General features: G+C 48.0%; 27 protein-coding genes, 2 pseudogenes and 1 riboswitch. Of the genes and pseudogenes, 20 read left to right on the top strand and 9 right to left on the bottom strand.

Annotation, left to right across the window (positions count from 1 at the left end):
* Positions 1–2 precede the first annotated feature (2 nt).
* The 7 genes and pseudogenes from P0078_RS24175 to P0078_RS24145 all read left to right on the top strand — a co-directional run bounded on the left by P0078_RS24175 (position 3) and on the right by P0078_RS24145 (position 3316).
* Positions 3–683: a Bax inhibitor-1/YccA family protein gene (locus tag P0078_RS24175; protein WP_282932403.1), complete on the top strand. Its 681-nt coding sequence runs from the start codon at positions 3–5 to the stop codon at positions 681–683.
* Positions 684–748: 65 nt separating this feature from the next.
* A pseudogene (gene tusD, locus P0078_RS24170) lies at positions 749–1139 on the top strand (sulfurtransferase complex subunit TusD).
* A gap of 2 nt (positions 1140–1141) precedes the next feature.
* On the top strand, positions 1142–1504 hold the full coding sequence (gene tusC, locus P0078_RS24165; protein WP_282932402.1) for a sulfurtransferase complex subunit TusC: 363 nt from the start codon (positions 1142–1144) through the stop codon (positions 1502–1504).
* A gap of 1 nt (position 1505) precedes the next feature.
* Positions 1506–1799 (top strand): sulfurtransferase complex subunit TusB, encoded by a 294-nt coding sequence (gene tusB / locus P0078_RS24160; protein ID WP_282932401.1) that lies wholly within the window; start codon positions 1506–1508, stop codon positions 1797–1799.
* Positions 1800–1805: 6 nt separating this feature from the next.
* Positions 1806–2141, top strand: coding sequence for a TusE/DsrC/DsvC family sulfur relay protein (locus P0078_RS24155; protein WP_282932400.1), 336 nt, complete (start codon positions 1806–1808; stop codon positions 2139–2141).
* A gap of 150 nt (positions 2142–2291) precedes the next feature.
* Positions 2292–3167, top strand: a complete 876-nt coding sequence (locus P0078_RS24150; RefSeq protein ID WP_282932399.1) for a Gfo/Idh/MocA family protein — start codon at positions 2292–2294, stop codon at positions 3165–3167.
* Positions 3168–3187: 20 nt separating this feature from the next.
* Complete coding sequence (locus P0078_RS24145) at positions 3188–3316, top strand: hypothetical protein (protein ID WP_282932398.1); 129 nt, start codon at positions 3188–3190, stop codon at positions 3314–3316.
* 27 nt (positions 3317–3343) lie between these two features.
* Here the strand turns inward: P0078_RS24145 and P0078_RS24140 are convergent, their stop codons facing one another.
* Complete coding sequence (locus P0078_RS24140) at positions 3344–3748, bottom strand: secondary thiamine-phosphate synthase enzyme YjbQ (RefSeq protein ID WP_282932397.1); 405 nt, start codon at positions 3746–3748, stop codon at positions 3344–3346.
* Positions 3749–3801: 53 nt separating this feature from the next.
* Here P0078_RS24140 and trmA point away from each other — a divergent pair, with 53 nt between their 5' ends.
* The 3 genes from trmA (at position 3802) to P0078_RS24125 (ending at position 8882) form a co-directional block, all read left to right on the top strand.
* Complete coding sequence (trmA, locus tag P0078_RS24135) at positions 3802–4890, top strand: tRNA (uridine(54)-C5)-methyltransferase TrmA (RefSeq protein WP_282932396.1); 1089 nt, start codon at positions 3802–3804, stop codon at positions 4888–4890.
* Between the two features lie 995 nt (positions 4891–5885).
* A complete protein-coding gene (locus P0078_RS24130; RefSeq protein ID WP_282932395.1) occupies positions 5886–8609 on the top strand; it encodes a di-heme oxidoredictase family protein in 2724 nt (907 codons plus the stop codon).
* Positions 8610–8654: 45 nt separating this feature from the next.
* The gene (locus tag P0078_RS24125) at positions 8655–8882 is read left to right on the top strand and encodes a hypothetical protein (RefSeq protein ID WP_282932394.1); all 228 of its coding nucleotides are present in this window, start codon (positions 8655–8657) and stop codon (positions 8880–8882) included.
* A gap of 153 nt (positions 8883–9035) precedes the next feature.
* Here the strand turns inward: P0078_RS24125 and P0078_RS24120 are convergent, their stop codons facing one another.
* A complete protein-coding gene (locus tag P0078_RS24120; protein ID WP_282932393.1) occupies positions 9036–9986 on the bottom strand; it encodes a DUF2608 domain-containing protein in 951 nt (316 codons plus the stop codon).
* A 754-nt stretch (positions 9987–10740) separates the two neighbouring features.
* A complete protein-coding gene (locus P0078_RS24115) occupies positions 10741–11577 on the bottom strand; it encodes an SDR family NAD(P)-dependent oxidoreductase (protein ID WP_282932392.1) in 837 nt (278 codons plus the stop codon).
* 61 nt (positions 11578–11638) lie between these two features.
* Positions 11639–11754: riboswitch (TPP riboswitch) on the top strand.
* 55 nt (positions 11755–11809) lie between these two features.
* On the opposite strand from P0078_RS24115, the gene P0078_RS24110 reads away from it, so the two are divergent.
* The 6 genes from P0078_RS24110 (at position 11810) to P0078_RS24085 (ending at position 17033) form a co-directional block, all read left to right on the top strand.
* Positions 11810–13951: a TonB-dependent receptor gene (locus P0078_RS24110; RefSeq protein ID WP_282932391.1), complete on the top strand. Its 2142-nt coding sequence runs from the start codon at positions 11810–11812 to the stop codon at positions 13949–13951.
* A 60-nt stretch (positions 13952–14011) separates the two neighbouring features.
* Positions 14012–14275 (top strand): hypothetical protein, encoded by a 264-nt coding sequence (locus tag P0078_RS24105; RefSeq protein ID WP_282932390.1) that lies wholly within the window; start codon positions 14012–14014, stop codon positions 14273–14275.
* Complete coding sequence (pnuC, locus tag P0078_RS24100; protein ID WP_282932389.1) at positions 14268–14918, top strand: nicotinamide riboside transporter PnuC; 651 nt, start codon at positions 14268–14270, stop codon at positions 14916–14918. Before P0078_RS24105 ends, pnuC begins: the two co-directional genes overlap by 8 nt.
* A gap of 56 nt (positions 14919–14974) precedes the next feature.
* Positions 14975–15811: a phosphotransferase gene (locus tag P0078_RS24095; RefSeq protein WP_282932388.1), complete on the top strand. Its 837-nt coding sequence runs from the start codon at positions 14975–14977 to the stop codon at positions 15809–15811.
* A 154-nt stretch (positions 15812–15965) separates the two neighbouring features.
* Positions 15966–16433, top strand: coding sequence for a nuclear transport factor 2 family protein (locus tag P0078_RS24090; protein ID WP_282932387.1), 468 nt, complete (start codon positions 15966–15968; stop codon positions 16431–16433).
* Between the two features lie 156 nt (positions 16434–16589).
* A complete protein-coding gene (locus P0078_RS24085) occupies positions 16590–17033 on the top strand; it encodes a YtoQ family protein (protein ID WP_282932386.1) in 444 nt (147 codons plus the stop codon).
* 67 nt (positions 17034–17100) lie between these two features.
* On the opposite strand, the gene P0078_RS24080 is transcribed toward P0078_RS24085, so the two are convergent.
* Entirely contained in the window at positions 17101–17400 is a 300-nt protein-coding gene (locus P0078_RS24080; protein WP_282932385.1) for a GFA family protein, read from the bottom strand.
* 106 nt (positions 17401–17506) lie between these two features.
* Between P0078_RS24080 and P0078_RS24075 the strand changes: the two genes are divergently transcribed.
* From P0078_RS24075 to P0078_RS24060, 4 genes are all read left to right on the top strand, one after another.
* Positions 17507–18418 (top strand): LysR family transcriptional regulator, encoded by a 912-nt coding sequence (locus tag P0078_RS24075; protein ID WP_282932384.1) that lies wholly within the window; start codon positions 17507–17509, stop codon positions 18416–18418.
* A 212-nt stretch (positions 18419–18630) separates the two neighbouring features.
* Complete coding sequence (locus tag P0078_RS24070) at positions 18631–19299, top strand: class I SAM-dependent methyltransferase (RefSeq protein WP_282932383.1); 669 nt, start codon at positions 18631–18633, stop codon at positions 19297–19299.
* A 24-nt stretch (positions 19300–19323) separates the two neighbouring features.
* The gene (locus P0078_RS24065; RefSeq protein ID WP_282932382.1) at positions 19324–20052 is read left to right on the top strand and encodes a hypothetical protein; all 729 of its coding nucleotides are present in this window, start codon (positions 19324–19326) and stop codon (positions 20050–20052) included.
* Positions 20053–20093: 41 nt separating this feature from the next.
* The gene (locus tag P0078_RS24060) at positions 20094–20573 is read left to right on the top strand and encodes a low molecular weight protein-tyrosine-phosphatase (protein WP_282932381.1); all 480 of its coding nucleotides are present in this window, start codon (positions 20094–20096) and stop codon (positions 20571–20573) included.
* An 18-nt stretch (positions 20574–20591) separates the two neighbouring features.
* Here P0078_RS24060 and P0078_RS24055 read toward each other — a convergent pair.
* The 5 genes and pseudogenes from P0078_RS24055 to P0078_RS24035 form a co-directional block, all read right to left on the bottom strand.
* Positions 20592–21445 (bottom strand): annotated as a pseudogene (locus P0078_RS24055) (DUF5996 family protein).
* Between the two features lie 189 nt (positions 21446–21634).
* Positions 21635–22117: a putative antibiotic biosynthesis monooxygenase gene (locus P0078_RS24050; protein WP_282932380.1), complete on the bottom strand. Its 483-nt coding sequence runs from the start codon at positions 22115–22117 to the stop codon at positions 21635–21637.
* Positions 22118–22143: 26 nt separating this feature from the next.
* Entirely contained in the window at positions 22144–22590 is a 447-nt protein-coding gene (locus tag P0078_RS24045; protein ID WP_282932379.1) for a putative antibiotic biosynthesis monooxygenase, read from the bottom strand.
* 273 nt (positions 22591–22863) lie between these two features.
* Positions 22864–23859, bottom strand: a complete 996-nt coding sequence (locus tag P0078_RS24040; protein ID WP_282932378.1) for a zinc-dependent alcohol dehydrogenase family protein — start codon at positions 23857–23859, stop codon at positions 22864–22866.
* Between the two features lie 180 nt (positions 23860–24039).
* The gene (locus P0078_RS24035) at positions 24040–24285 is read right to left on the bottom strand and encodes a hypothetical protein (RefSeq protein WP_282932377.1); all 246 of its coding nucleotides are present in this window, start codon (positions 24283–24285) and stop codon (positions 24040–24042) included.
* Between the last annotated feature and the right edge of the window lie 80 nt (positions 24286–24365).

The following is a 24365-nucleotide window of genomic DNA, read 5'->3' as shown; positions in this document are numbered from 1 at the left end:
AAATGCAACCGCAAGCTTATACTCAAACCCGCGCACTGGATCGCTCGGAATCGGCGAAGGTGTTGCGCAATACCTATGCCTTACTGGCAATGACCGTTCTCTTCAGCGCCATTACCGCTGGCATTTCCATGGCTATTGGCATGGGCCGTGGCATGAGCCTGATCTGCTCCCTGGCAGCCCTGGCCTTAATCTTTTTCGTATTGCCTCGCACAGCAAACTCCTCCGCCGGTGTAGGTGTTGTATTCGCATTTACCGGCCTGCTGGGTGCCTCTCTTGGCCCAATGCTTGGCCACTACTTAAGCATCCCCGGTGGCGGCCAGATTGTTATGCAGGCTCTGGGAACAACTGCAGTCATCTTCTTTGCCCTGTCTGCCTATGTACTGACCACCCGTAAAGACTTCAACTTTATGCGCGGCTTCTTATTTGTAGGAATCATCGCGGTCGTGGTTTGTGCCCTGGGCCTCGTTATTGCAGGCCTGTTTGGCATCCACATGCCACTGTTTAACGTTGCCCTGAGCGGCGTTATTGCCCTGCTGATGTCCGGCTTTATCCTGTATGACACCAGCCGCATCGTTAACGGTGGCGAAACCAACTACCTGATGGCTACGGTTTCCCTGTACCTGAACATTCTGAACCTGTTCACCAGCTTGTTGCACATCTTCGGATTCGCCTCCGACGACTAAGCAACAACTTTATTGAGCAAGTCACAATGCCCCGCACTGCGGGGCATTTTACTATTTGAGCCCCTATGAAGTTTTCCCTTACGGTTTACTCCGCTCCTCACAGCAGCCAATCTGCATCCAGTGCACTCCGATTTGCCAAAGCCCTCCTGGAGCAAGGCCACGAAATTTATCGAGTATTTTTCTACTGCGACGGCGTGCAAAACGGCAATGCCGTAACGGCTCCCCCAGGACGAAACCGATTTGACTGCCGAGTGGCAGGCACTGGGCCGCCAGCACCAATTGGACTTGGTAGTTTGTATTGCCGCTGCGCAACGACGCGGTGTGCTGAATCAGAGAGAGGCCGAGCGCCTGGAAAGACCCGCCGCCAACTTGGCAGAGGGTTTTGAGCTGGCTGGACTCGGCCAACTCACCGACGCTGTCGCCAACTCCGATCGCCTGATTACCTTTGGAGGCTGAGCATGAGCACTAAATCATTGGCCCTATGCCGCACCGCCCCCTACGGCAATGCCCTGGCGCGGGAAGGTATCGAAGCCGTACTGGCAGCGGCGGCGATGGAACAGGACATGGACCTGCTATTTCTCGGCGATGGGGTATTCCAATTGCTGGACCAGCAATCACCTGCGGATATCGGCCAGAAAAGCCTGCGACGCAATTTGCAGGCTCTGCCTATGTTTGGGGTTGAACAGTTTTTTGTTTGTGAAAAAAGCCTCGCCGAACGCAATATCCGCCTGGAACAAATTCAGGTTGCCGGCGCAGAAACTAAAACCGTAAATGATACCGGCTCACTGATCGCCGCCTACCCCATCGTATTGAGCTTCTGATATGACTTTGCATATTGTCAGCAAATCCCCCTTTACCAGCAGTGCCCTTAGGGAATGCCTGGATGCATTTGCCCAAGATGACGCCCTGCTTCTAATTGAGGACGGCACCCTTGCACTGCGCCACGAGGCCCTCGAAACCGTGCCAAATGGCCAAGTTTATTGCCTCGAAGCTGATGCCGCTGCACGAGGCCAGCAACAACTTGCGGCAACCATGGATAAGGTAGAAATAATCGATGATGCTCGCTGGGTACAGCTCTGTACCGAGCATCACCCCATAGTCAGCTGGTTTCGGTAAGAAAAAATGAGCAACCTGGTAGTTAATGGACAGGAAATCCCCTTGGATAAAGAGGGCTACCTGCGCAACCTCGATGATTGGAGCAAGGACACAGCCATTCAGTTAGCTAATGGCGAAGGTATCGAGTTAACCGAAGAACACTGGCAGATTATCGAACTGTTACAAGAGTTCTACCGCGAGTTTGAACTATCTCCCGCGATGCGTCCCCTGGTGAAGTATATTGGCCAGCATCTTGGCGCAGAAAAAGGACGCAGTATCTATTTGATGCAGCTTTTCCCCCCAAGCCCGGCAAAAGTGGCCAGCAAAATTGCCGGCTTACCCAAACCAACCAATTGCCTATAAATTTCTCCACCGGCCAGGCGCACTTTGATACAGCCTGGTCAGTTTCCCCTCTAAATATCCGGCTGACCGCCCCCATCAATCACCTGCTCTAGACTCTGGTAGAAGCGCAATCTATCGCTCTCAATTTTAAATCTCACCAGGAGTCATCCAATGTCAAAGCTGCGCTTTGGAATAGTCGGCAGTGGCGCGATTGCCGACTTTACCTGCAAAGCAATCAGTCGTGCTAACAGTGCCTGCCTCTCATCCGTTGCCAGCAGACGGTATTCGCAAGCCAAGGAGTTTGCCCGTGAGCATCAAATTCCCAATACCTACGAGGATTGGAAATCTCTGCTAGAAGCGCAAGATTCGGATGCCATTTACGTGGCTAGCCCCACCACCAGCCGCGAGGAAATCTGCCTCGCGGCACTGGCCAATCATAAGCATCTTCTCTGCGAGAAACCTTTTCTCAATACTGCTTCGGTCGACAAAATTGCCGCACGTGCTCAGTCTGAAAGGTTGGCATTTATGGATGCCACACATTTCACCCACCATCCCCGCACGGCCAAAATTATTCAGCAACAAAAACAGCATCTGGGCCCGGTGAACAGAATTCACAGCGCCTTTTTTGTCTCGATGATGGACCGCAACAATATTCGCTTCGATTCGCACAAAGAACCCACTGGCGCAATAGGAGATATCGGCTGGTACAACATGCGTGCAATCGTCGAATTTATGCGCCCTATAGGAGCAATAAAGACAATTTCAGGAGCGATAAAGCGGGACTCACAAACAGGGACCATTATAAGCGGTGCGGGCCTGATTGAATTTGCCAGCGGGCAGACGTCAACTTTTGACTTCGGCTATGACTCAGGCGTTTGGCAAATGGACCTGGACATCCTGGGTGAAAACGGCCTGATCCAACTGGATAACTTTGTGCTCGACTGGAGAGACAGCGCAGTCTTTTACAACCCTGAATATACGCCAGAATTTGTGATTCGCCGGGGGAGGCATCCCCAGACGAGTTCGAGCACCAGCAAGTGCCAATAGAACGATCGCAGGCGGTACAGATGATCGAAGACTTCTGCCACTTAACAACCCCAGATAATCAAGTTGATCGTATCCAGGCTATAGAGAGGGCCCGCGCAACCCAGTCATTGATCGACCAGTACTGCCAAGCAGTTGGCGTAGCCGTCTAGCTATCGCCACCAACACGCGGCATTGAATCAGATATGCAGGATTACGTGCCGAGCCCCGTGGTGATGGCGGTGCTCCCAAAGGTAGATCCCCTGCCAGGTACCCAGCATCAGACGCCCCTTTTGCACTGGAATGGACAAGCTGGTCGCGGTAAGGCTGCATTTGATATGGGCCGGCATATCATCTGGCCCTTCAAGGGTATGGGTATAAAGCGAGTCATTTTCCGGCACCAGTCGATTGAGCCAGTTCTCAAGGTCACGGCGCGCACTGGGGTCGGCATTCTCCTGAATCAGTAAACTTGCAGAGGTGTGCTGTATGAAAAGTGTACACAGACCCTCATCGAAGGCCTGCTCACTGACCCAATCAACTACACTGCCGGTAAACTCGTGAAGCCCCTGCCCATGAACCGGAATTTTTATCTCACCTATTGCCATACGGTTTCCTATATAATTCGCGCCCGCTTTTTGTACTGACACCGCATTGTAATATGGCACTGTACCGCGTTAATACTGACGACTACCCACAACAGCTTCACAACAAGGCCGAGCGCCTGCAAGAAGCTTATAGCAAGTTCACTGACCTGGAGCCGGAACTCTTCCCCTCCCCACCCATTCACTACCGCCTGCGCGCAGAATTCAAGGTGTGGCATGAGGGAGGTGTAGCCAATTACGCCATGTACCGCCAGGGTGAGTACAAGAAGCCCTTTATCATCGATGAGTTTACCGTCGGCTCTGAGCTGATGAACCAGTTGATGCCGAAGGTGCTGGCTGCTGTCAATAATAGCGAAGTCCTGCGCAAACGCCTGTTCTCCGCCGAGTTTCTTACCACGCTGAATGGTGATGCGCTGATTACGCTGATCTACCACAAGAAACTGGACGAAGCCTGGGAGGAGGAAGCCAAAGCACTCCAAACACAGCTGGGATTCCCGATTTTGGGGCGCTCGCGCAAGCAAAAAGTGGTTTTGGAGCGCGACTTCGTTACCGAAAAACTGGATATCGATGGGAAAACTTACCAGTACAAACAGGTAGAAGGCAGCTTTACCCAACCCAATGGAGAGATCTGTCGATCCATGATCCAGTGGGCGAGAAGTGCCTGCGGAGATAGTGATAGCGATCTGCTGGAGCTCTACTGCGGCAATGGCAATTTCACCATCCCGCTCAGCGAGAAATTCCGCAAGGTCCTGGCCACTGAAATCTCCAAGGTATCGGTAAATTCCGCCCAGGAGAATATCGCCAACAACCAGATCACCAATCTGGATATCGTACGCCTGTCCAGTGAAGAGTTTACCCAGGCCATTGATAAGGTACGCCCCTTTCGCCGCCTTAAGGATATAGATCTGGATAGCTACGATTTCTCCACCGTCCTGGTTGATCCTCCCCGAGCGGGCTTGGATGAAGACACCTGTGCGATGGTCGCCCGCTTCCCGAGAATCCTGTATATCTCCTGCAACCCGGAAACCCAATTGGAAAACCTGGAGTCGCTGAACAAAACCCATCACATTGAGCGATTTGCTCTGTTCGATCAGTTCCCTTATACAGATCATACGGAAACCGGGTTATTACTAGTGAGGAAGTAGTGTCTCAATAGCTAAAAGCCTCCAGTATTCTGATCTTATTGAACGCTGGAGGCCTTCCTAAGTCCATTTATAAAATCGCGATAAAGATTCAAAGCTCAGCAATACAAGTAGATTTTTAAAACTATACTCATTTCTCGATATTATCTGAGCCGAAGAGATTTCGGCTTACTTTCCGAACGATGAGCACCATCAAATAATCTACACACCCTGCTCAAGTCATTGCTGTATTAATCAATAGATAAAACCAGCCACTCCAGTAAGCTTGGGCTTTTTATAAGAATCAGGCTCGACGTAGCGATGATCAATGTTCGATAACCATTCATAAAAAAGTACGGCTCACCTTTCAATATACATAACACCTTCGCGTATAAAAAATTAATTATCAAGACTTAGAGCGTGACACCTAGTGTTGGTGAGCTTGTTAATTAATAAAAAACACCCATGAGAATAAAGGTAACTGTGGGTAGAAAACTAAATACCAATCTTTAAATAACTATTTTTAGCCGTGTCAAATCTTACACAAGACTAAAGATTAACTTTTTAACGCACTCAGCATCACAACTGACACACGATATCAATCTATAAGTCAGACCTATTAAATGCACCGATCTAAATCACAGACACAAGGTCCGCCTTATCACATACTTCGTGCGAAGTAAAACAGAAAGCTGAGAACAAGCTCATATCGCTGTCCTTTTTAACTTAAATTCATCCCCTGTGGGCGCAGCATAACGATGCAAATAAAAAATATAACTATTATGCCGTCCTACAAATCAAGCTAGAAAATTCATATCCAATATTTACCAAGAGTAATCATCACCAAAAGACAGCAGCACATACAAACAAAAGGACACACACCAAAAATAATAGTTAAATTATTTTTACCCCGAACCAAGCACCCTCAACAGGAATTTTGAAAATTCTCCGTTTAAATTACAGATAAAGTTCATTTCATCACTATTACTATAAATAGCTGTTGATAAAAAGAGAAATATATGGATCCGTATTTCAAGAAAACAATCAATCCACTGGCAAAAATCTGTTTAACAGCATTTTTCGCCTTATTCATAATGGTATTGTCCGGATGTGGTGGTGGAGGCGGGGATAATAGCTCTGATGAAGACCCCACAGAAGCTACCCCCAACTCTCAGGGCAACAGCTCCAGTGATGAAACACCAACTTCAAGCGGTGAGCCCGCTGAGTCCGATGAAGAGGTTGGACAAAATATTGCAGGTAGTGGAACTATTTCTTCCAGTTCTGGCAACGGGGTCCTTGCCATTGATGACTTAAGAAGGACACTTTGGGAAAGTGGTGATACTGCCAGCACATCAAGCCTCACCCTTGACCTTAAATCTACACACTTGCTCAGCAAAGTGGTCCTAGACTGGGGCGACCACAACGCAAAATCTTACGAGGTACTGGGCTCAAGCGACGGCACAACATGGACCACCCTGGCAACAGCTGATTCAGGAGAATATGGCCAACGAATTGACTCTCACCTAATTGGTGGAGAGTATCGCTATGTTCAGCTAAACGGAACTGAACTCAGTGAGGGGAGTTCGCAATATAGTTTGTGGGAACTGATGGTTTTTGATCGTGCGGCAGAGGAAATTAATCAAACCGCGTCCATAGAATATACCCCTCTATTTGATACTGAGCAGCCAGAAGAAGAGTCTCAACACTGGTATATTCAGGAAGATGGCACCATTGTAACACTGGCAAGTGGCCGAGCACGTCTGCGACATGAATCCGAGGATAGTTTTTACGAGTTCCCGACCTTCTACTTTGAACACAGAACCTTTGGCATAGAGATTCACGACCATACGCCCGCCGGTGAGAACCTGATTGAGATCTTTTACTCTGCCGAATACGCGCTTTATCGGCCACCCGAATGCCGCTCCTCTTATTCAAATGAACACCGCGCTGACTTTAATAGCAACGCCAGATTTGATGAAACCCCTTACCGGGAAGCTGATGAAGATGGGAGAGGCCAAGTCTGGGTATGTCGTATCACCTACGATGCTCACGATGGTGATGACGGGCAGCTGGAAGTCGGCGAATGGATGGAGGTGGAGTTTCAGCAATTCATTGGCATTGAGGAGGGCGATGAGAATGTCAGTGGGCAGACAGTTTACTACACAGACACCTACCGCATTCTCCTGGGCCAACCCGGTATTCATATGGTTGCAGACCTGGAAACTGAGACCGCTGTTGAAAGTGCCGGTGAAGCAACCGCAGCATACATCAGGGCTACTGACCCGGTACCCGCTTCAGAAGTCATTTCAGTAAATACTGACGATAATACTCTTACCTACTACGCTGGCAGCGATGGTAAATGGGCAACGGCTTCCGACGCTGATGCCGTTGAAGTCACCTACCCAATACTGGATGGTATTGATGTCTATGATACTTACATCGTGGATAGCGGAATCGCCGACTGGACAGCCTACTTCAGAGAAGCCCTCAACATCCAGTGGGAGACGCACAACGAGTTTCTAGATGGTCGCAGGATATTCCACACCCGGTTTAATACCGGAGAGCACGAGGAACTCGGGAACCCAGACTTCAACCAAATGGCAAACCTATCAGCAGGCTTAACCATTGAGCAGTCATGTCTGGCGTGCCATATCAATAACGGCCGGGGCCCGGCCCCCTCAGAGGCTAGTGTTCCCAATTCGATGGTCTTTAAGCTGTCGTCCGGTGCAATAACCCAAGCAGGACAACCCCTGCCAAACCACTACTTTGGCCCTGTCCTCCAAACCCATTCACTCAATAGTGACATAGCCCCAGAAGGATCTATTCAAGTCACCTATAGCCCCATTCAAGGTAGCTATGCCAATGGGGATAGCTACACCCTACAGTCCCCCACTTATGTAGTAACAACCAATGAAGGTGAAAACACATCCGCTGATTACTTTTCGCCACGTATGCCACAAAACATCACTGGCTTGGGCTTACTTGAGGCGGTTGACGAAACAGAAATCCTTGAGTGGCACGACCCTAACGATTCCAATAGCGATGGTATCTCTGGGCGAGTATCACTGGTCGATACGGGCTCAACACCTCTTCCCCAGGTAGGACGCTTTGGCTGGAAGGCTACCCAACCGAGCTTGCGCAGCTTCTCAGCAGATGCGTTGAACAATGATATTGGCGTGAACACAGCACTGGAACCCAATGCAAACTGTGGTATCGAACAGCTGGAATGTAAAAAGCACAGTAATCACGACGAAGAGCTCACTGATTCTCACCTGGACGACCTAACTACTTATCTTCAGGCACTGGGCGCACCACCCAGAAATCCCGATTTAATCAATGAATCCATCGTGGCTCAGGGTGAAGCTCTATTTGAATCGATCAACTGCTCATCCTGTCACCGGCCAGAGATGAACACCAATCACGCTCACCCTCTTGAGGAGTTGAGAGGCAAGGTCATTCGCCCCTATACAGACTTACTCCTGCATGATATGGGCGAAGGTTTAGCAGACAACTTGACGATTAGCGCGGAGTACAACCGCGAGTGGAGAACGCCTCCCTTATGGGGATTGGGTGTTAATAGCGCAGTGAATGGTCATAGTAATTTGTTACATGATGGTCGCGCCCGGTCTATTGAAGAAGCCATTCTCTGGCACGGGGGAGAAGCTGCTGAGAGCCAACAGAACTATATTGATCTATCGGCTTCAGAGCGAAACTCGCTACTCAAGTTCTTACAGTCGCTGTAAACCATGACCTAACCAATCACAAGGGTATCCAGCTAAGGTCATAGCTTGCTGGATACCTTTCTGGTGGAGATATACGTTATTGTTCACTGGAAAAATTCAAAGCTTTTACAGAAACGTCCATCCGCAAATAACGTGCTCTATTTTTATCAAAACTTAAAAAAGCGATTCAGCAGCAATGGTGCGGCAAGCCTGCACTCTGCTAAAAAGACACTAGGCGCATGGCTTGCGAAATTACAGCCGGTTAATGCTCCTCCCTCTTCAACTGAGTTATAACCGATTAATCGTCATACAACGACTACCATCTCTTCTGAGTGCTCTGCACCTCCAAAATCGATTAAACATTAGAGGTAGACGTATACACTTCCCTTTTTACTTGGATGACAGTTTAGAAATGGAGCCGTTGAGCTTAGTTACAAGGAAGTTAAACTAGTTTTCAACAGCCGGCATTAATAGCGCACTATTAAGACTCGCCATGATGGTTTCCCATCTCTTTTTCGCAGTTTCTTGTAATGCTTTTTTCTGAGGCCCGTCCATAAAATCCTGCTTGTGCTTACTTAGACGGGTGTAGTGCAGGGCTATTACCTCATATTTCTTATTGTCCTTGAATGCCTGGTAAACACTTTCGACATTCTCAAAACTGTCATCAATGAAGATAATGTTGGAAATTAGGTAGTGCTCACTACTATTAGCCGAAGAATTGTAGGATCGCAGCAAGCAGTCAAGCATAAAACCTTTATCTTGCCCGGCTAAGTACATAATACCTTGCCGATAGCTTACTGGCCTTGCCTCACTTAAATCACAGGGCTTAAACGGACTTGCAAGGCTAAATTGATTATTTGGACTGAAGTTGAGAGTATTTGACCGAATAAGCTCTAATAAATTTTGGTAGGACGTATTCGGGGTTGGCAAGCGTTTGAACTGTCTCTCGGTAGCTGAAACATCTGCATCGCCCCTTGCAGTTTCAACCATCAATCGCACCCCACTTTGCCTCAAACTGTCAAGTACCGGCACAATATTGTCATCTGTATAAACCATATTGCTCACAGAGAAGAGCAAACCGGATATATTAATCAACTCCTCTTTTGTTTTTGCCACAAGGAAACCTGAATTAGGATCGGTTTCCAATAAAGTTTCTTGCCATGAGTACCAAGCTGCGCCACCAAGATATTGACATTGAGACTTTTCAGCGCAAGGCATCATACTCAAGGTGTCATCATTATCCATAACCAGTAACGTATTTATTGGGGTGGCTGACTCTTCAATTATATTCTGGACGTCCTCAAAGCTGTTCACCTCTTTCTTAATAGCACCGGCAGACACACAATGAGAAGCCACAATTAAAACAATCGAATACAGTAGAGAATTAAACTTGCTCATAAAATAAATTCCTTTTTACTTACCCTGATTATTAACACAAAAAAGTGAATGGTTTTGGCGTAGCTGGAGACAGAGACTGTACTGGCATAATGCCTAGACTAGATAGTACTTAACTTGTGCCCCTGAAAAATAGCAATTTATCATTCAGAGCCAAAAAAACAGAAAATCGAATCAAGTTCTGAGGGGGTACCAAATAGGAAGCGTAAGCCGCCAGCTCTATTAGCAAAGAAATAATACTTAATCTGTGAATAATTTGAACAGAGCTTCATATTGTTGTCGTACAATACAACCACCAGCCCCTTAAAAGATATACTTTTCCCAAACCCGGATATTAGATTCTGCTATTAGCGGCATAAAGTTGCCCCTCCCCCAACTCGGCATGCTGATAATTCGGCACGCCGGGTGCTTCTAAATAAGCTACTTCCCATTAAGCGAATCTGCGATCCAAATTCAAGGCACCACAGCCCTGACAGTGTTTTATAAACGCTTCTTCTATGCCCAGGGGCTCCTGGCAGTAAAAGCAGTGCCCAGATCTTACCGTTATATGAACAGCCAATTTTTTGCTGTAGAGCATAGGCAATTTAAGTTCACCGCTCAGCGCTTTTATCAAACTTACGCTAATACGCCCCTCAGAAAAATTCCGCGTAATTTTTTTAATGTTCGGCAGGGCCTTATCAGCAAACTCCCAAACTTCACCACAGTGGTCACAGGAAATCATCATTTCCCAATTTACTCCGCCTTTCCAAAGATACAATTATTTTAGTCCCAAAGGCTGAAGTATTTTCTCCATCTGCTTAAAGGAAAGGCGACACAGCAAAGAAGGAAATAATCTTTCCAGCCACCACAGCAACTTAAGTTTTGCTGGCACAACAATGATTTCTTTGTTCTTTGCAATTTGAAACAAAGCCTTTTCTGCAAAAGCATCAGCAGATATTGGCCCCAGAGGCTCGAACATCTCTGCCTGCTGTTGAAGTGGAATGGGGGTTGGCATCCGCCCACTGACGCCACCTCCCTGCAAAATCGGCGTTGATACTGCCCCGGGACACAAAACACTCACTCGTACACCGCAGGACTCAGCCTCAGGGCGAATAGCCTTTGATATTGCCACCACAGCACTCTTGGAGGCTGAGTAGGCGGCCATTGCTGGCGACGGAACTAAAGCCGCCATTGAGGCAGTATTGATAATATGGCCAGAGCCCTGGCGCTTCATGGCCTGGAAACCACATTGGAGCCCATGAATAACGCCAAACAAATTGATATCAATCGCCGCTTTCCAATCTTCAAGATTATGATCGGAAAAATATCCACCCACTCCTATACCAGCATTGTTAAAAAGGAAATCTAACGGAGATATTTCACTAATGACCTGAAAAAATTGATCAAAATTACGAACATCCAAGTGAACAAACGATGTTCTCCCACCGGACTCCTGTATTTGGCTGACAACCTGCGTAGCCAGGTCCCGCTGGATATCCGCGATAATGACTTGAGCCCCAAGTGCTGCCAGTCGACAGGCCAAGGCCGCACCGATTCCAGAAGCACCACCGGTAATCAGTGCCGTCTTGCCACTAAAGTAAGATACCTGATCCATAAGCGCTTTCCCTTCCTTGCTTTTACCACTTTATACCCCAGTTTCTGCTATCATCGCGCCCGCAAAACCTAAGGGGTGGCCTTGCCTGAGATGTCCGGGGATCAAATTGGTCTGTCGCGACAAACCCTTGAACCTGATCCGGTTAATACCGGCGTAGGAATAGGTAGACAAAGCAAAACCTCCCCACGTCGCACTCCGGGTCTCTTTCACTGCCGTTATTCGAGAGAGAACCATGAAAAAACAGTTTCCCACCCACCCTATTGCCTGGTCTGTCAGCCTTGCCAGCAGCCTGTTCGCCGGTATCGCCACCGCTAATACCGCAGAGACCGGGCTTGAGGAAGTGGTGGTTACGGCACAGCTACGGGAAACCAACCTTTTGGAGCTTCCTTCCAGTGTTACCGTGCTGGATGAAAGCGCGATCGATGCGCGGGGCGCGGCCAATCTGGACCAGCTCTTGAACATGGCGCCCAATGTGAATTTTTCCTCCGGCGCCTCCAGGGGACGATTTGTACAGATTCGCGGAATTGGTGAGCGCAGCCAGTTTATCGACCCAGTAAACCCCTCAGTTGGCCTGATCATCGACGGTATCGACTTTACTGGCCTGGGACTCGCAGCCAGCACCCTGGATATCGATCAAGTGGAAATCCTGCGGGGTCCACAGGGCACAGTGTACGGCGCTAATGCCCTGGCCGGCCTGATCAACATGACCAGTGCAGCGCCCACCAGTGAGTCAACCACCAAGGTGTCCGCCGAGCTGAGTGAGTACAATGGACAGAGTCTGTCTGCGGCTACCAGCGGTTCTTTGAGCGATGCTCTTGGCTACCGACTGGCTGCCAGCAAACGCAAATCCGACGGCTATACCGAGAATGTGTATCTCGACCGCGATGACACCAGCAATATTGATGAGTCTGTACTGCGCGGTAAGCTGGCCTACTCCCCGTCCGACGATTTAAAGCTGGGCGTTACCCTCTTCTATATCGACGTTGATAACGGCTACGATGCTTTCTCTCTCTATAACACTCGCGAAACCCAATCTGATCAGCCCGGCTGGGATCGCCAGGAAACCTTTGCCGGCGCATTGACTGCTCAATGGTCTGGTAACGACAACTTTACCCTAGAAGGCACCCTCAGCCTCGCCGATTCAGATACAGAATATGGCTACGATGAGGATTGGAGCTATGTCGGCTTTCATCCCTGGGAATACAGCTCCACAGATAATTACCAGCGCGATAAAGACAATATCAGCATTGACCTTCGCGCACTCTCTACCGAAGAGTCCAAGTTATTCTGGGATCGCAGTCACTGGGTTGTGGGCCTTTATGGCCGCACGGAGCGCGAGGACCTGAATCGCAACCAGAGCTTCCGCAGCACTTTTGATACTGAAAACTCTGCCATCTACGGCCAGCTCTCTACGGAAATCACCCCAGCGATCAACTTGATCACCGGCCTGAGACTGGAAAGACGCGAAGCCGATTACTCTGACTCCTATAACATCGATGCAGATAATGGAGAAAACCTGTGGGGCGGCAATATCTCCCTGCAATACCATTACACCGACAACACCCTGCTCTACGCTACAGTTTCCCGGGGCTATAAAGCCGGCGGTGTAAACGGCAGAATCATCTCAGAATCAACAAGCAACACTGAGATCAACAGTGACATGTTCGAGTTCGATACCGAACATATGCTCAACTATGAATTAGGTATTAAGGGCAGCTGGCTGGAGAATCGTTTGCAAGCCCAGGTTGCCGCTTTCTACCAGGATCGAGATGACGTTCAGGCTAAGGTTTCTATCTTTAACCCTGCCGACTACTCATTTAGTGACTACCTTGCCAACGCAGCCGGAGGAAGTACTACTGGTCTTGAGGTGGAACTGAACTATCAGGCTACCGACGCCCTGCGCTTTTTCGCCTCTGCTGGCTGGCTGAATGCGGAATTTAAAGACTACGAAAGCAGTTCCCATGTCGATGCCCGCGATGACTACGCAGGAACGGTGCTGGCTGCGGTCGATCTGGATGGCCGCGATATCGCTCACGCCCCCAACTACCAGTTCTTCACCGGTACAGAAATCGATCTGCTTCCAAACCTGATCTTGCGATTGGAGCTTGAGGGTAAAGACGAGTTCTACTTCTCAAACAGCCACGACGAAAAATCCACAGCCTACGAACTGGTCAATGCTCGCCTGACCTACCGGGGAGATAACTGGGATGTTGCCCTGTGGGGAAGAAACCTGACTGACGAAGATTACTATGTGCGTGGGTTTTACTTCAGTAACCAGTATGGCAATAACCCGGCCAATGGCTACGCAGCCGAGCCCTACTATCAGTATGGTGAGCCCCGAATTGCCGGGGTAACAGGCACCTACACCTTCTAATCACTCAGTGACTTTGGGGCAGCGCTTCGCTGCTCCAGAATCTCTATCAAGCGGGAAATTATGCAGCTCTCTGTCGAAATCAGTATGTATCCGTTAAAGGACGAGTACATCCCGGCTATTCAAGCGTTTATCGCACAGTTAAACAGCCACCCAGAACTCAAGGTAATCACCAATACAATGAGTACTCAGGTGTTTGGCGATTACGATCTGTTGATGGATGTGCTCAAGTTGGAAATGCGAAAATCCTACGAACAGTTTGGCCGCGCCATTTTTGTATGCAAGTTTATCGACGGCGACCTGGCCCCGGGAGAAGCGCATGTTTGACCAGGATATCATCACCGCAATCAGCGCTTCGATTGCGGCCATGTCCCTCTGGGAAGTAGCCGCTGTAATACTGGCCCTGGCTTATTTGCTTCTGGCCATGAGGGAGAAAATCAGCTGCTGGTATGCCGCGTTTGTCAGTACGACGATCTACCTGTTTCTATTTTGGGATGTCAGCCTGTTAATGGAGTCTGCACTACAGGTTTTCTATCTGCTGATGGCAGTTTATGGCTGGTGGCAATGGCGAAATCACCGCAACCGGCAAGACGATTTAAAAATCCATCGCTGGAGCGGAAAAACCCACTCAATAGTTATTGGCGCTACCCTGATACTGACGTTACTGATCGGCTACCTGCTGGATCGCAACACCAGTGCCGCCCTCCCCTACCTGGATTCATTCACGACTCTGGGGGCAATCGTCACCACCTATATGGTCACCCGGAAGGTACTGGAGAACTGGCTTTACTGGATTATCGTGGACGGTGCTTCAATCTATCTCTACCTGGACAGAGAACTCTATCTTACTGCCGTATTGTTTATGCTGTACCTGGTGCTGGTTGTAATTGGCTATTTCCAGTGGTTGGCCATTTACCGAAAAGAGAAACTACAAACCGCTAGCGCTCCTCAAACAATGGCAGCGGCATAGTGACCAACTGATATGAACCAGGACTTGAGCAACATTATCCCCAACGATTGGCATCATTGGAGCAAGGCCCGGCCTACGGTGGTCAGGGCCCTGGCTGGGGGCTGACCAATAACGCCTTTCTGGTTGAGTCCGCCGATCAGCTGATGGTGCTGCGGATAAACTCCAGCATCAGCGATCAGCTCAATCTCGACAGGGCTGCTGAACAGCAGGCGCTGCAAGCTGCCACATATTCCGATAGTTGTGCCCCTTTGGTTTACTGTGATCCAAATTACCGATATCTGGTGACCCGCTATATCGAAGGCACTCCCTGGGATAAAAATGTCGCCCACAGTTTGGAAAAACTTGCCGATCTGCTGCGCCGTATACACGGTTCCCCTGCAATTGATGCCCAATTAAACATCAGTGAGAAAATCTCTAGTTACAGGCAGTTTATCGACAAGCGAGCCAGTTATTTCCACTTGCTCGACACACTGCAAGAGAAACTTCCGCAATTAATTGATGCTGCTTATCGGATGGGCGACGAAATTTGCCTGTGCCACAACGATCTAACGGTTGGCAACCTGATCTGGGCTCCCTCTGACAAGCTATACGCTATCGACTGGGAGTACGCGGCAATGGGGGATAAATTCTATGACCTCGCTGTTTTGGTAGAGGAACACAACTTGAATCAGCGAGAGCAAAATAGTTTACTGGAGTGCTATCTTAATCGCACTGTGTCACCTGAAGACAATCAGCGCTTGGAGTTATGGCAGCTGATCTACGGTTACCTTTGTATTCTCTGGCACGGGGTACAATGGAGTAACCAAACCCAAAGGTCCCCGGAGCAAGGGAGATATATCGGGAAAAAAGCCCAACAGTTATTGAAAGGCCTATCGGCTCACAGCCTCAGTTGAGTAATCCCTGCTAGAATAGGCCCAATCCCCAAGAAGCGACTTTCAGTCACTGCGGCGCAATCCAAGTTGCTGTCGAAGTAATTCAACTAGGGCCCGACTTGGCTAAAATACCCCCTTTTTCACACCCCTAAAAAATAACCACAGAGGTACTCCTGTGATCAGATCATTTTTTGCAATACTACTTACCTTGATCGCAATCAACGCACAAGCAGTAGAGAAACCCGAAGGTTTTAAAACGATAGACGGGCTGTTTGCTGCGCTTTCAAACCTGGACCACCAGGCTATGCGAGACGGCGTCAGCGACGATTTTATACTCCTTGAGCACGGTGAAGTCTGGGATATTGAAGACCTTATCGCCGTAATGAAGCCCAAGCCCTCAAAGCTGGAAAGAATCAACTACTTCAGCATCATCAATTTTGAAGAGCGTGAGAACCTGCTGACCATCAACTACTGGACCAAGTCCATTTTTAAATCCGAGGATGGCAATAAAGAAGCGGTGTGGTTGGAAAGCGCCATTGTTAAGAAAATTGATGGCAAGTGGCTAGTAGCCCAATTGCACTCAACCCGCCTGCCCGCAGAGAAGTTCCCCAAAGACGTCCAGTTTGAGCAGCAAGTCCTATAATAAAATGCCTTACAGGCCCTGATCGCACAGGGCCTGTGTCCATTTGATCGCTCTCAGTCCCCTCCCAACTAGAACAACTACCGGATTTCAAAGCTTTCAAGTGCTAGTATGTGACTCTAAATTGCATATTAGTCTCCAGTTCTAAAGGGCCACTCAATGAAGCTTAAAGTTTACCTCTCCGGCGAAATCCACTCCGATTGGCGTGCGCAAATTATCGATGGTTGCCAAAAAGAAGGGCTGGATATCTCCTTCTCTTCCGCAGTCACCAACCACGACGCCAGCGATGCCGCTGGTGATGGCCTGGGTGAGGAGCAGAACGCTTTCTGGCGGGATCACAAATCTGCCAAAGTTAACGCAATCCGAATCAAGCACCTGATTGAAAACTGTGATTTGGCGGTGATTCGATTTGGCGAGAAATACAAACAATGGAACGCCGCATTTGATGCCGGCTTTTGTGCAGCCTTAGGCAAGTCCTATATCACACTTCACGATGAATCCTTGGTGCACGCACTCAAGGAAGTGGACGGTGCCGCCCAGGCCTGGGCACAGACCCCCGCACAGGTTGTCGATATCCTGAAGTACTTAACCACTCAGGCCTAAGGAGCCTCTGGATAGCAAGCCGGCAGGCATCTACTAACAAAACTGCACAACCAGTAGGTGCCGCCAGCTAAAAGCCGTAATTAAGGACACCGGCATAGTTCGGCCGAGAGGCTGCCTCTGCTGATGGGTTGTGCACTAGCTCGCCGCTACGATTGATCGCATAGATTTCTGCACCGCAGTGCTTGCAGAATGCCCTCTCCCGTAAAGCCCCCTCTTTAAAGTGGTATTTGCGCAGTGACTTTTCAGGATCGCTGATATGGATAGCGACTTCAGTATCAGCGTGCCCCCTTTGGCCCGCTGGTACTAACAGGGCATCTATAAGCTTGTTGAAATGAATCGCTCCACAATTACAAGTTAATGGATTCATAGCCTTATCTCCCTGGTCGATTAGTATGGGGAAGCAGTTTACTATTTACTTTAATTTAACAAAGGGGATATATTGAAAAGATCTTTTAGCTTTAAGGAAACAGTCTGTGCGCAGAGAGTACGACAAATACCACTTGATCAACGTTTTTTGCAGTGTTGTTGATCACGGTTCCTTAAGCAAAGCTGCCAAGCACTTGGGCCTGTCTACGCCCACCGTAAGCAAGACTCTCGCCCAACTTGAACAGGCCCTTGGCCAGGTATTGCTCAATCGCACCACCCGGGCAATCGCTGTCACAGACGCCGGAAGGATTGCTTACCAGAAAGGGCAAAAAATAATCAGCTCATTCACCGAGCTGGAAGACCAGATAGCAGAGGCGGCAACGCTCACCCGAGGAAAATTAAAAATCACTTTTCCGGAAACCCTCGGCTTAAAAGTATTCAGTCATATCTGCAATGATTTCCAGAAAGCATTCCCCGATTTCAGCTTGGAGCTTATCTTCAGCCCCTATCACCTGGATTTAATCGAGGACGATATCGACATTGCTTTTCGCGTCTGGGAAACCCTACCCGATTGCCAGTTTTACGCCCAGCCCCTATTTAGTATCCGCCCTATTTTTATTGCCGCGCCGACCTATTTGGAAGAACACGGCTGCCCCAAATCCATTGCCGAGCTCAGCCAACACAACATCATGCTAACCCGCCTTGACGGCCTGGAAGATGGCTGGTCAATTGATGGAAAGTTCTATCAATTCAATGGAAATTTAATATCCAACAAAACTTTCCATACCCGAGCAGCCGCATTAAACGGGAATGGCATTGCCAAGCTTCCCTCCTATTTTTGCCAACGGGATATCAAAAAGGGGCGACTGGTAGAGGTACTCCCTGACTTGGAGCGAAAAGATAAAACTGTAGGCGCTATCTATAAAGTAAAGCGAAAAGATTCAAAGAAAATTGACGTGTTTTTGAACTTTGCACAAGAGCGCTTGCAGGAGTATGACTTTAGCCTGTTTGATAAGTGAGAATGTGCCGCTAAAGAACTCTGCAGCGATTAGAGATCCTCTGTGAAACACTCAGCTGTTTAGCACCACATTAGGTGGTACCATAGAACAATAATAAGCGGCTTGCTACTGGGACTGAAGAGAGTGAAAACAATACTCTCGAAATACACTGTAGATACATCCCCTCTCCTTTATTGGTAAAGCCGCACAACAGTCATACATTGGAGATTGAAGTGACAATCACTAAAGAGGTCGAACAAGGCCAAGCTGTCTATTCCAAACCCGTACTTTGGCTTTATGATATGTGGGTTCTGGGCATATCAAACCGCTTTATTTGGAAGTGCCCAACTCCTGGAATACTAGAGCACTTCAATCGAAATATATCTTCCAACCACTTGGATGTAGGTGTCGGAACGGGCTACTTTATGGACAGGTGCCATTTCCCCTCCGACAAAGTCCGCCTCGCCCTGATGGACCTGAATCAAAACAGCCTGGATATCTCAGCGCAAAGAGTGGCCCGATATAACCCAACACAGTTCCGCTGCAATGTCCTGGATAAAATTACTTTAGAGACTGAAGTTTTTGATTCAATCTCCTTAAATTACCTATTTCACTGCCTTCCCGGCAAGCTGCCAGAAAAACTGGTTGCGCTGGATAATGTCGCAACCCTGCTATCGGATTCAGGCACCGTATTTGGTTCCACCATCCTGTCTGAAGGAGTACCGAAAAGTGGAGCTGCCAAGAAATTAATGGCTATCTACAATAAGAAAGGGATATTTTCTAATACTCAGGATTGTGAAGAGGACCTCGATACATTCCTTGCCAGTCGATTTAAAGAGTACAAAATAGAAGTTCGCGGGTGTGTAGCACTATTCAGTGCGCGGCATAAAATCACTGGCTAGAGTATCTACAGGGCACTTATGAGGATGAAGTTCTCGTTTAAGTTGGGGCTGAATAGTCCACTGATATTCTTTACCTTGTTAGCTTTAGCAGTAGCTCCCACTTATTGCCTGGGCCTGCATTTCAGTGTGTTTGAAGATAAATTTGAGTGCAGTGATATTCACAACTCTATGAGCTGTGCACGGTCAATCGAAAGTAGCTTGAGTGATCAAATCAGCCATATCCAGCGGACGCAACCAGGGCACCTGACTATAGCCCTGAATAGCGGGAAATCACTGACATATACGGATACATTTCCCGCTAATAGTCCCTCAAAACACACAGCCTACTCTGCAATTGATCAAATAACTGATTACCTGTTGTTGATACATCAACAGTTCTGGGAAGCACATTCCTATATTTTGCTCGACTTGAGAAACGGCCATGAATATTCTCTTGCCGGCTACCCTTTGTTGTCTCCACAAGGCGGCTACCTTTTTGTTGCCGAACAAGACCTGGATGCCGGTTTTAATGAAAATGCCTTACAAGTTTACAAGCTATCTGAAAATACTTTGGACTTACTATACGAGCTAAAGCCTGAAAAGTGGGGACCAGACCAAGTTTACTGGACGACAGAAAATACGGTCTCTTTTATTAAAAAGCAGCTTAATCCCAACTACCTTTCAAGTAAACACCAGCCGTTTTATATTGAGACTAAAGCTGTACTTTCTATTGCCCCTGATAGCCAGCGTGTAAACATTCGATATTTTGATTAAAATGCGCCTCTTTAATGTACCCGAAATATCTTGGAGCTATTTTGACAGCTAATTCAGGTCTCTCGATATTATTTGTCTGCCTCGGTAATATTTGTCGCTCCCCCTTAGCGGAAGCCGTTTTCCGCACCAAGGCACAGCAGGCGGGCATTCCTGTTTCCGTCGACTCTGCGGGTATCATCAGCTACCACGCGGGTAAGCGACCAGATCCCCGAACTTTGGCTATTGGTGAAGAAAATGGCTATTCATTTGAAAATAGCTACGCTCGCCAGGTAGCCACCACCGACTTTACAAAATATGATCATATCTTTGCGATGGACAAAGATAACCTGGAAGCACTGCAATCCTTGCAGCCTGACTCATCAGAGGCCCAACTAGGGTTATTTTTATCAGTGTTGCAAGATAGTGATTTAGCTGAAGTACCCGATCCTTATTATGGTGATATTGAAGGGTTTCAACATATTCTCCAGCTTATAGAACAAGCATCTGATGCATTTATCGAGCAGCTTAAAAGCAGAGAATAAGCAAAACCCCCACAAATTCTACCGGGCTTGTGGGGGGAAACTTTCCTCCAAGGCAGACCTATCCCACATTCCCTTATCGGCTGCAGCTTCATAAGTACTCTGCAAAAAATCAAACAGTGCCTCATCAGGGGAACGTGAAGCTCTCACCGCTTCATAGGGCAATAAGAACTCACCCAAATCTTTGGAATAGTAAGCTGAGCCGGGTGCCACCCTTGCTTCGGGAAATCCTTGGGGCTCTGGGTAAGTATATGAATAGAAGCAAGCGCCATCTACACCGCCGCCGCCAGGCCAAAAACCGGCACTGCTAACTTCATGGGAGTAGGCTTCCCTGGCCACCCAATCGGGAAAGTGTGGAATGCCACCAGGGTGCGGAGGCGCCTCCCTGCCAGAAAAACGGGTAAGTGCTAAATCAAAACTTCCCCAAAAAAAATGAATTGGACTGCACTTGCCAATAAAACGACTGCGAAACTCAGTGAAAACTCGATGAATTTGCACCAACGCCTGCCAAAGCTGTCTAGCATAATCCGGATCATACTCGTAGTTATCCTGATCCCTCTCAAAGGGTATCGCATCCGCCACTTCGGATGGCATAGTGTTAATCTCAACCGGTATACCTAGCTGCTTGAGTGCAGCCATCACTTCCCAGTAGAAATCAGAAACTGTGCGGGACTCCAAGGGTAGTACCCATTCTCCCCCTCAGTGGTCAATAGCTTCAACACGTGATGATAGAAATCGAAGCCAATTGAAAACGAGCGTCCTCCATAAGGGATAAGAGATGTCTCCAGCCCTCTGGCGGAAATATATAGAGGAACATGCCAGGAGTGATTGATCCAAGGGGTTTGTACCAGGCGAATCTTGCCAATAACTTGCATCCACATATGCAGGGTGGCAATCGTATTTACCGACTCAGCATAGGGTAACTCTGGCCAGTCTTTACTCTCAGAACGATTCTTTAAGTTGCTCACTTTATGTGCTCCAGATTGTCAGCCATTGGCCCTGTAAACTGCAGATAACAACAAACTCTCGATAAAAAAATTCTCTAGAATTTCTTAAATAACACCTTAGACTGTGGGCAATTGAGCTACCCAACCAACAAGCATTATCAAAATAAAATACAGCACTATAACCACTAAAGTTCCCATGAAATTTACTCGAGTTAGCTTCCCTGATGTGTCTGACAACCAAACTCTAAAAACTTTAGTCATAGCGGGTATAGCCACCCACGAAAGTGAAGAAACAATCAGCATACTCACAACAAAATTGGTTGATGCAAACGGCAAGTCCTTCACCAAGGGCAACAGCCATATTTCAATGGCCATAACTATGGGGTACAACATCAGTAGAACCAACATTGCCATCTTCCACTGCGCGGGCCCAGGATTGTTGGCTCGTCCACGAGCATGAGTAAACCAATCTTCAAATCCATGCCCTATCCGCTTTACATTTACATCCCTAAAAAAACCCTTCCCTAATTTCACCAACTTCTGATGTTCATCAGAGTCAAGCCAATTATCAAGATGCTTATTGGAATCAAACCGAAACACCACTACCCAATCATCCTGAACACCTTTTATGGGTTTGGTAAGACCACCCCCAGAAAACCAGGAAATGCTTTAATTGCCTCATTTATTTTTTCCTGCCACTCCATATATTCGCGAAAGTACTCGGGCTTAACACTCTTGGAAATCACAATTGTCACCGGCACTGTCAACTGATCTGCTTCAGCTATAACTTGTGAAACGACTTCAACAGAAAACTGCTTTTCCAAAAAAGTAATAAGGTCTTTAAATAAACCATTACTGACAAAATCCTCCAGTTGATCAATCGTCTCAAACTGAAAAATTTGAACCCACTCATTTTGAATTTTAGAGACAGGCTCCAACAAACTGACCTCACGTAATCCATCGCACTCTAGCGCAATGTCTACCAACTTTTGGTGGCATGAGCGGTACTCTTCCCCTAAGCGCTTTGGCACGTCCTGGGACAAGACAAGACATGCGCCGGTACTCTCCTCCATTAGCAGGCAACAATCTCCATGAAGTTAGGTAGGGAAACTAAAGTCCACATAAGTTGAAAATTTTATATAAACAACAAACTCATCGTTGTTGATTTCCACGAACTAACGCTTTTCAGAAAGCAATGGGCAGCAGATAAATTTAGATGAAAAGTCAGAGCTGACATCAAGGGTAGCATTTGAGGAATCAAGCTCCGAAAAAATGACGGAACTGTCTTCAAAAGTGCCACCTCATCAGGTGGCACTTTTGGTGGGATACTATTTAATACTTAGAATTCAACTCGCAAGGCTTTCACTAACAACCAGCACTTTGCCGTCACGCCCGCCTGCCGCAGCTATTCGTACGGCTTCTTTAATTTCAGACAGAGGGTATGTGCCATGAACTGGTGCAGATAACTTACCTTCCGCTACTAGCTTTGTGATAGTGCCAAAAACTTCCTGTTGCCGCTCTGGGGATGCCGAGCCAAACCATTTGGCCAGCCAGAACCCGCGCACGGTGATATCTTTAAAGATGATCATCCCCGGTGTGATAACGCAGGGTTCCCCACTAAGTGCGCCATAATTCACTAAGGTTGCGCCATTTGACAGAGCCTCGCCCATGCGAGCAGTTGCCATTCCACCAACAGCATCAATGCCTAGCTTGATCTCAGCACCACCAGTAGCCTCAGCCACTCGCTTACCCAGGTGCTCACCATCCACGAGAACCACATCAGCGCCTGCGGCCTTCATCGGCTCAATCAAAGACTCACGACGGACAACATTGATCACTTTCAGGCCCCGTAACTTGGCCAGGGTTGTCAGATAAGACCCCACACCGGAGTTTGCGGCATTCTGAATAACCCAATCCCCCTCCTTGAGATCTACAAATTCGCTCAACAGCAAGTAAGCCGTTGGCGGATTAATCGTTATCATGGAAAGCTGTAGAGGGTCCACATTATTCGGGAGCGGAATCAGCCCCTGGGCATTGACCACCATATGTGTGGCCCAGGTGCCGCTTCCTACCGGTAGCAGAACGACCTGACCAACGGCTGGCGCGGTAACATTAGGTCCATGTTTGACGACCTTGGCAACACCTTCATTGCCTCCAACCGCAGGAAGAGGAGGCAACATCCCATAATCGCCCGTCAGGGTCAGAACATCTGAAGGGTTAATTGGAGCTGCCAGCATCTCCAGCAACACCTGCCCCTCTTGAAGTTCAGGGGTATCAAAGGACACCGCCTCAATAACATCCTGCGGCACTGGTCCGCGCTCTTGATATTCTGCCTTTAACATATCGCCGTATCCTTTTTCAGATTGATTATGAACAACGACCTTCACTCTGTACAAAATGTACCATGAGCACTAGAGTTTGACGTCTATTAGCAGTGGAACCATTTAGATTCCGCCTGGTAAATCAAAGCCATTTACAAATCGCCATTTGGATCTACTTATGTGTGGTTCAAGCTAGCAATTTCAAGTCAGCCACTTGAAGATAAGCCCAATAAAGCAACTCGCAACAGCAAGAACAATAAGCAGATAAGAAGTTAAATTAAGCAGGCTGGAGTAAACAACGGCACTTTTGTATTCGACCCGATCAATTACCACCTTAAGCACCGAATCCGCAACAGCAAGTACAGGGTCTGGGTCTGGGTCTGGGTCTGGGTCTGGGTCTGGGTCTGGGTCTATCACAGAACCTACAATAGTATAATCCTTTCCCATTGTTGCCCCCCAAAACCCGTAAGTCTTATCACCGCTGCAACCTCGGCCCCCTCTTCATAAACTATCCAATCGATAGCCAA

The sequence above is a fragment of the Microbulbifer sp. VAAF005 genome (genome assembly GCF_030012985.1).
GTDB lineage: Bacteria > Pseudomonadota > Gammaproteobacteria > Pseudomonadales > Cellvibrionaceae > Microbulbifer.
This window is presented reverse-complemented; position numbering and strand designations above follow the sequence as displayed.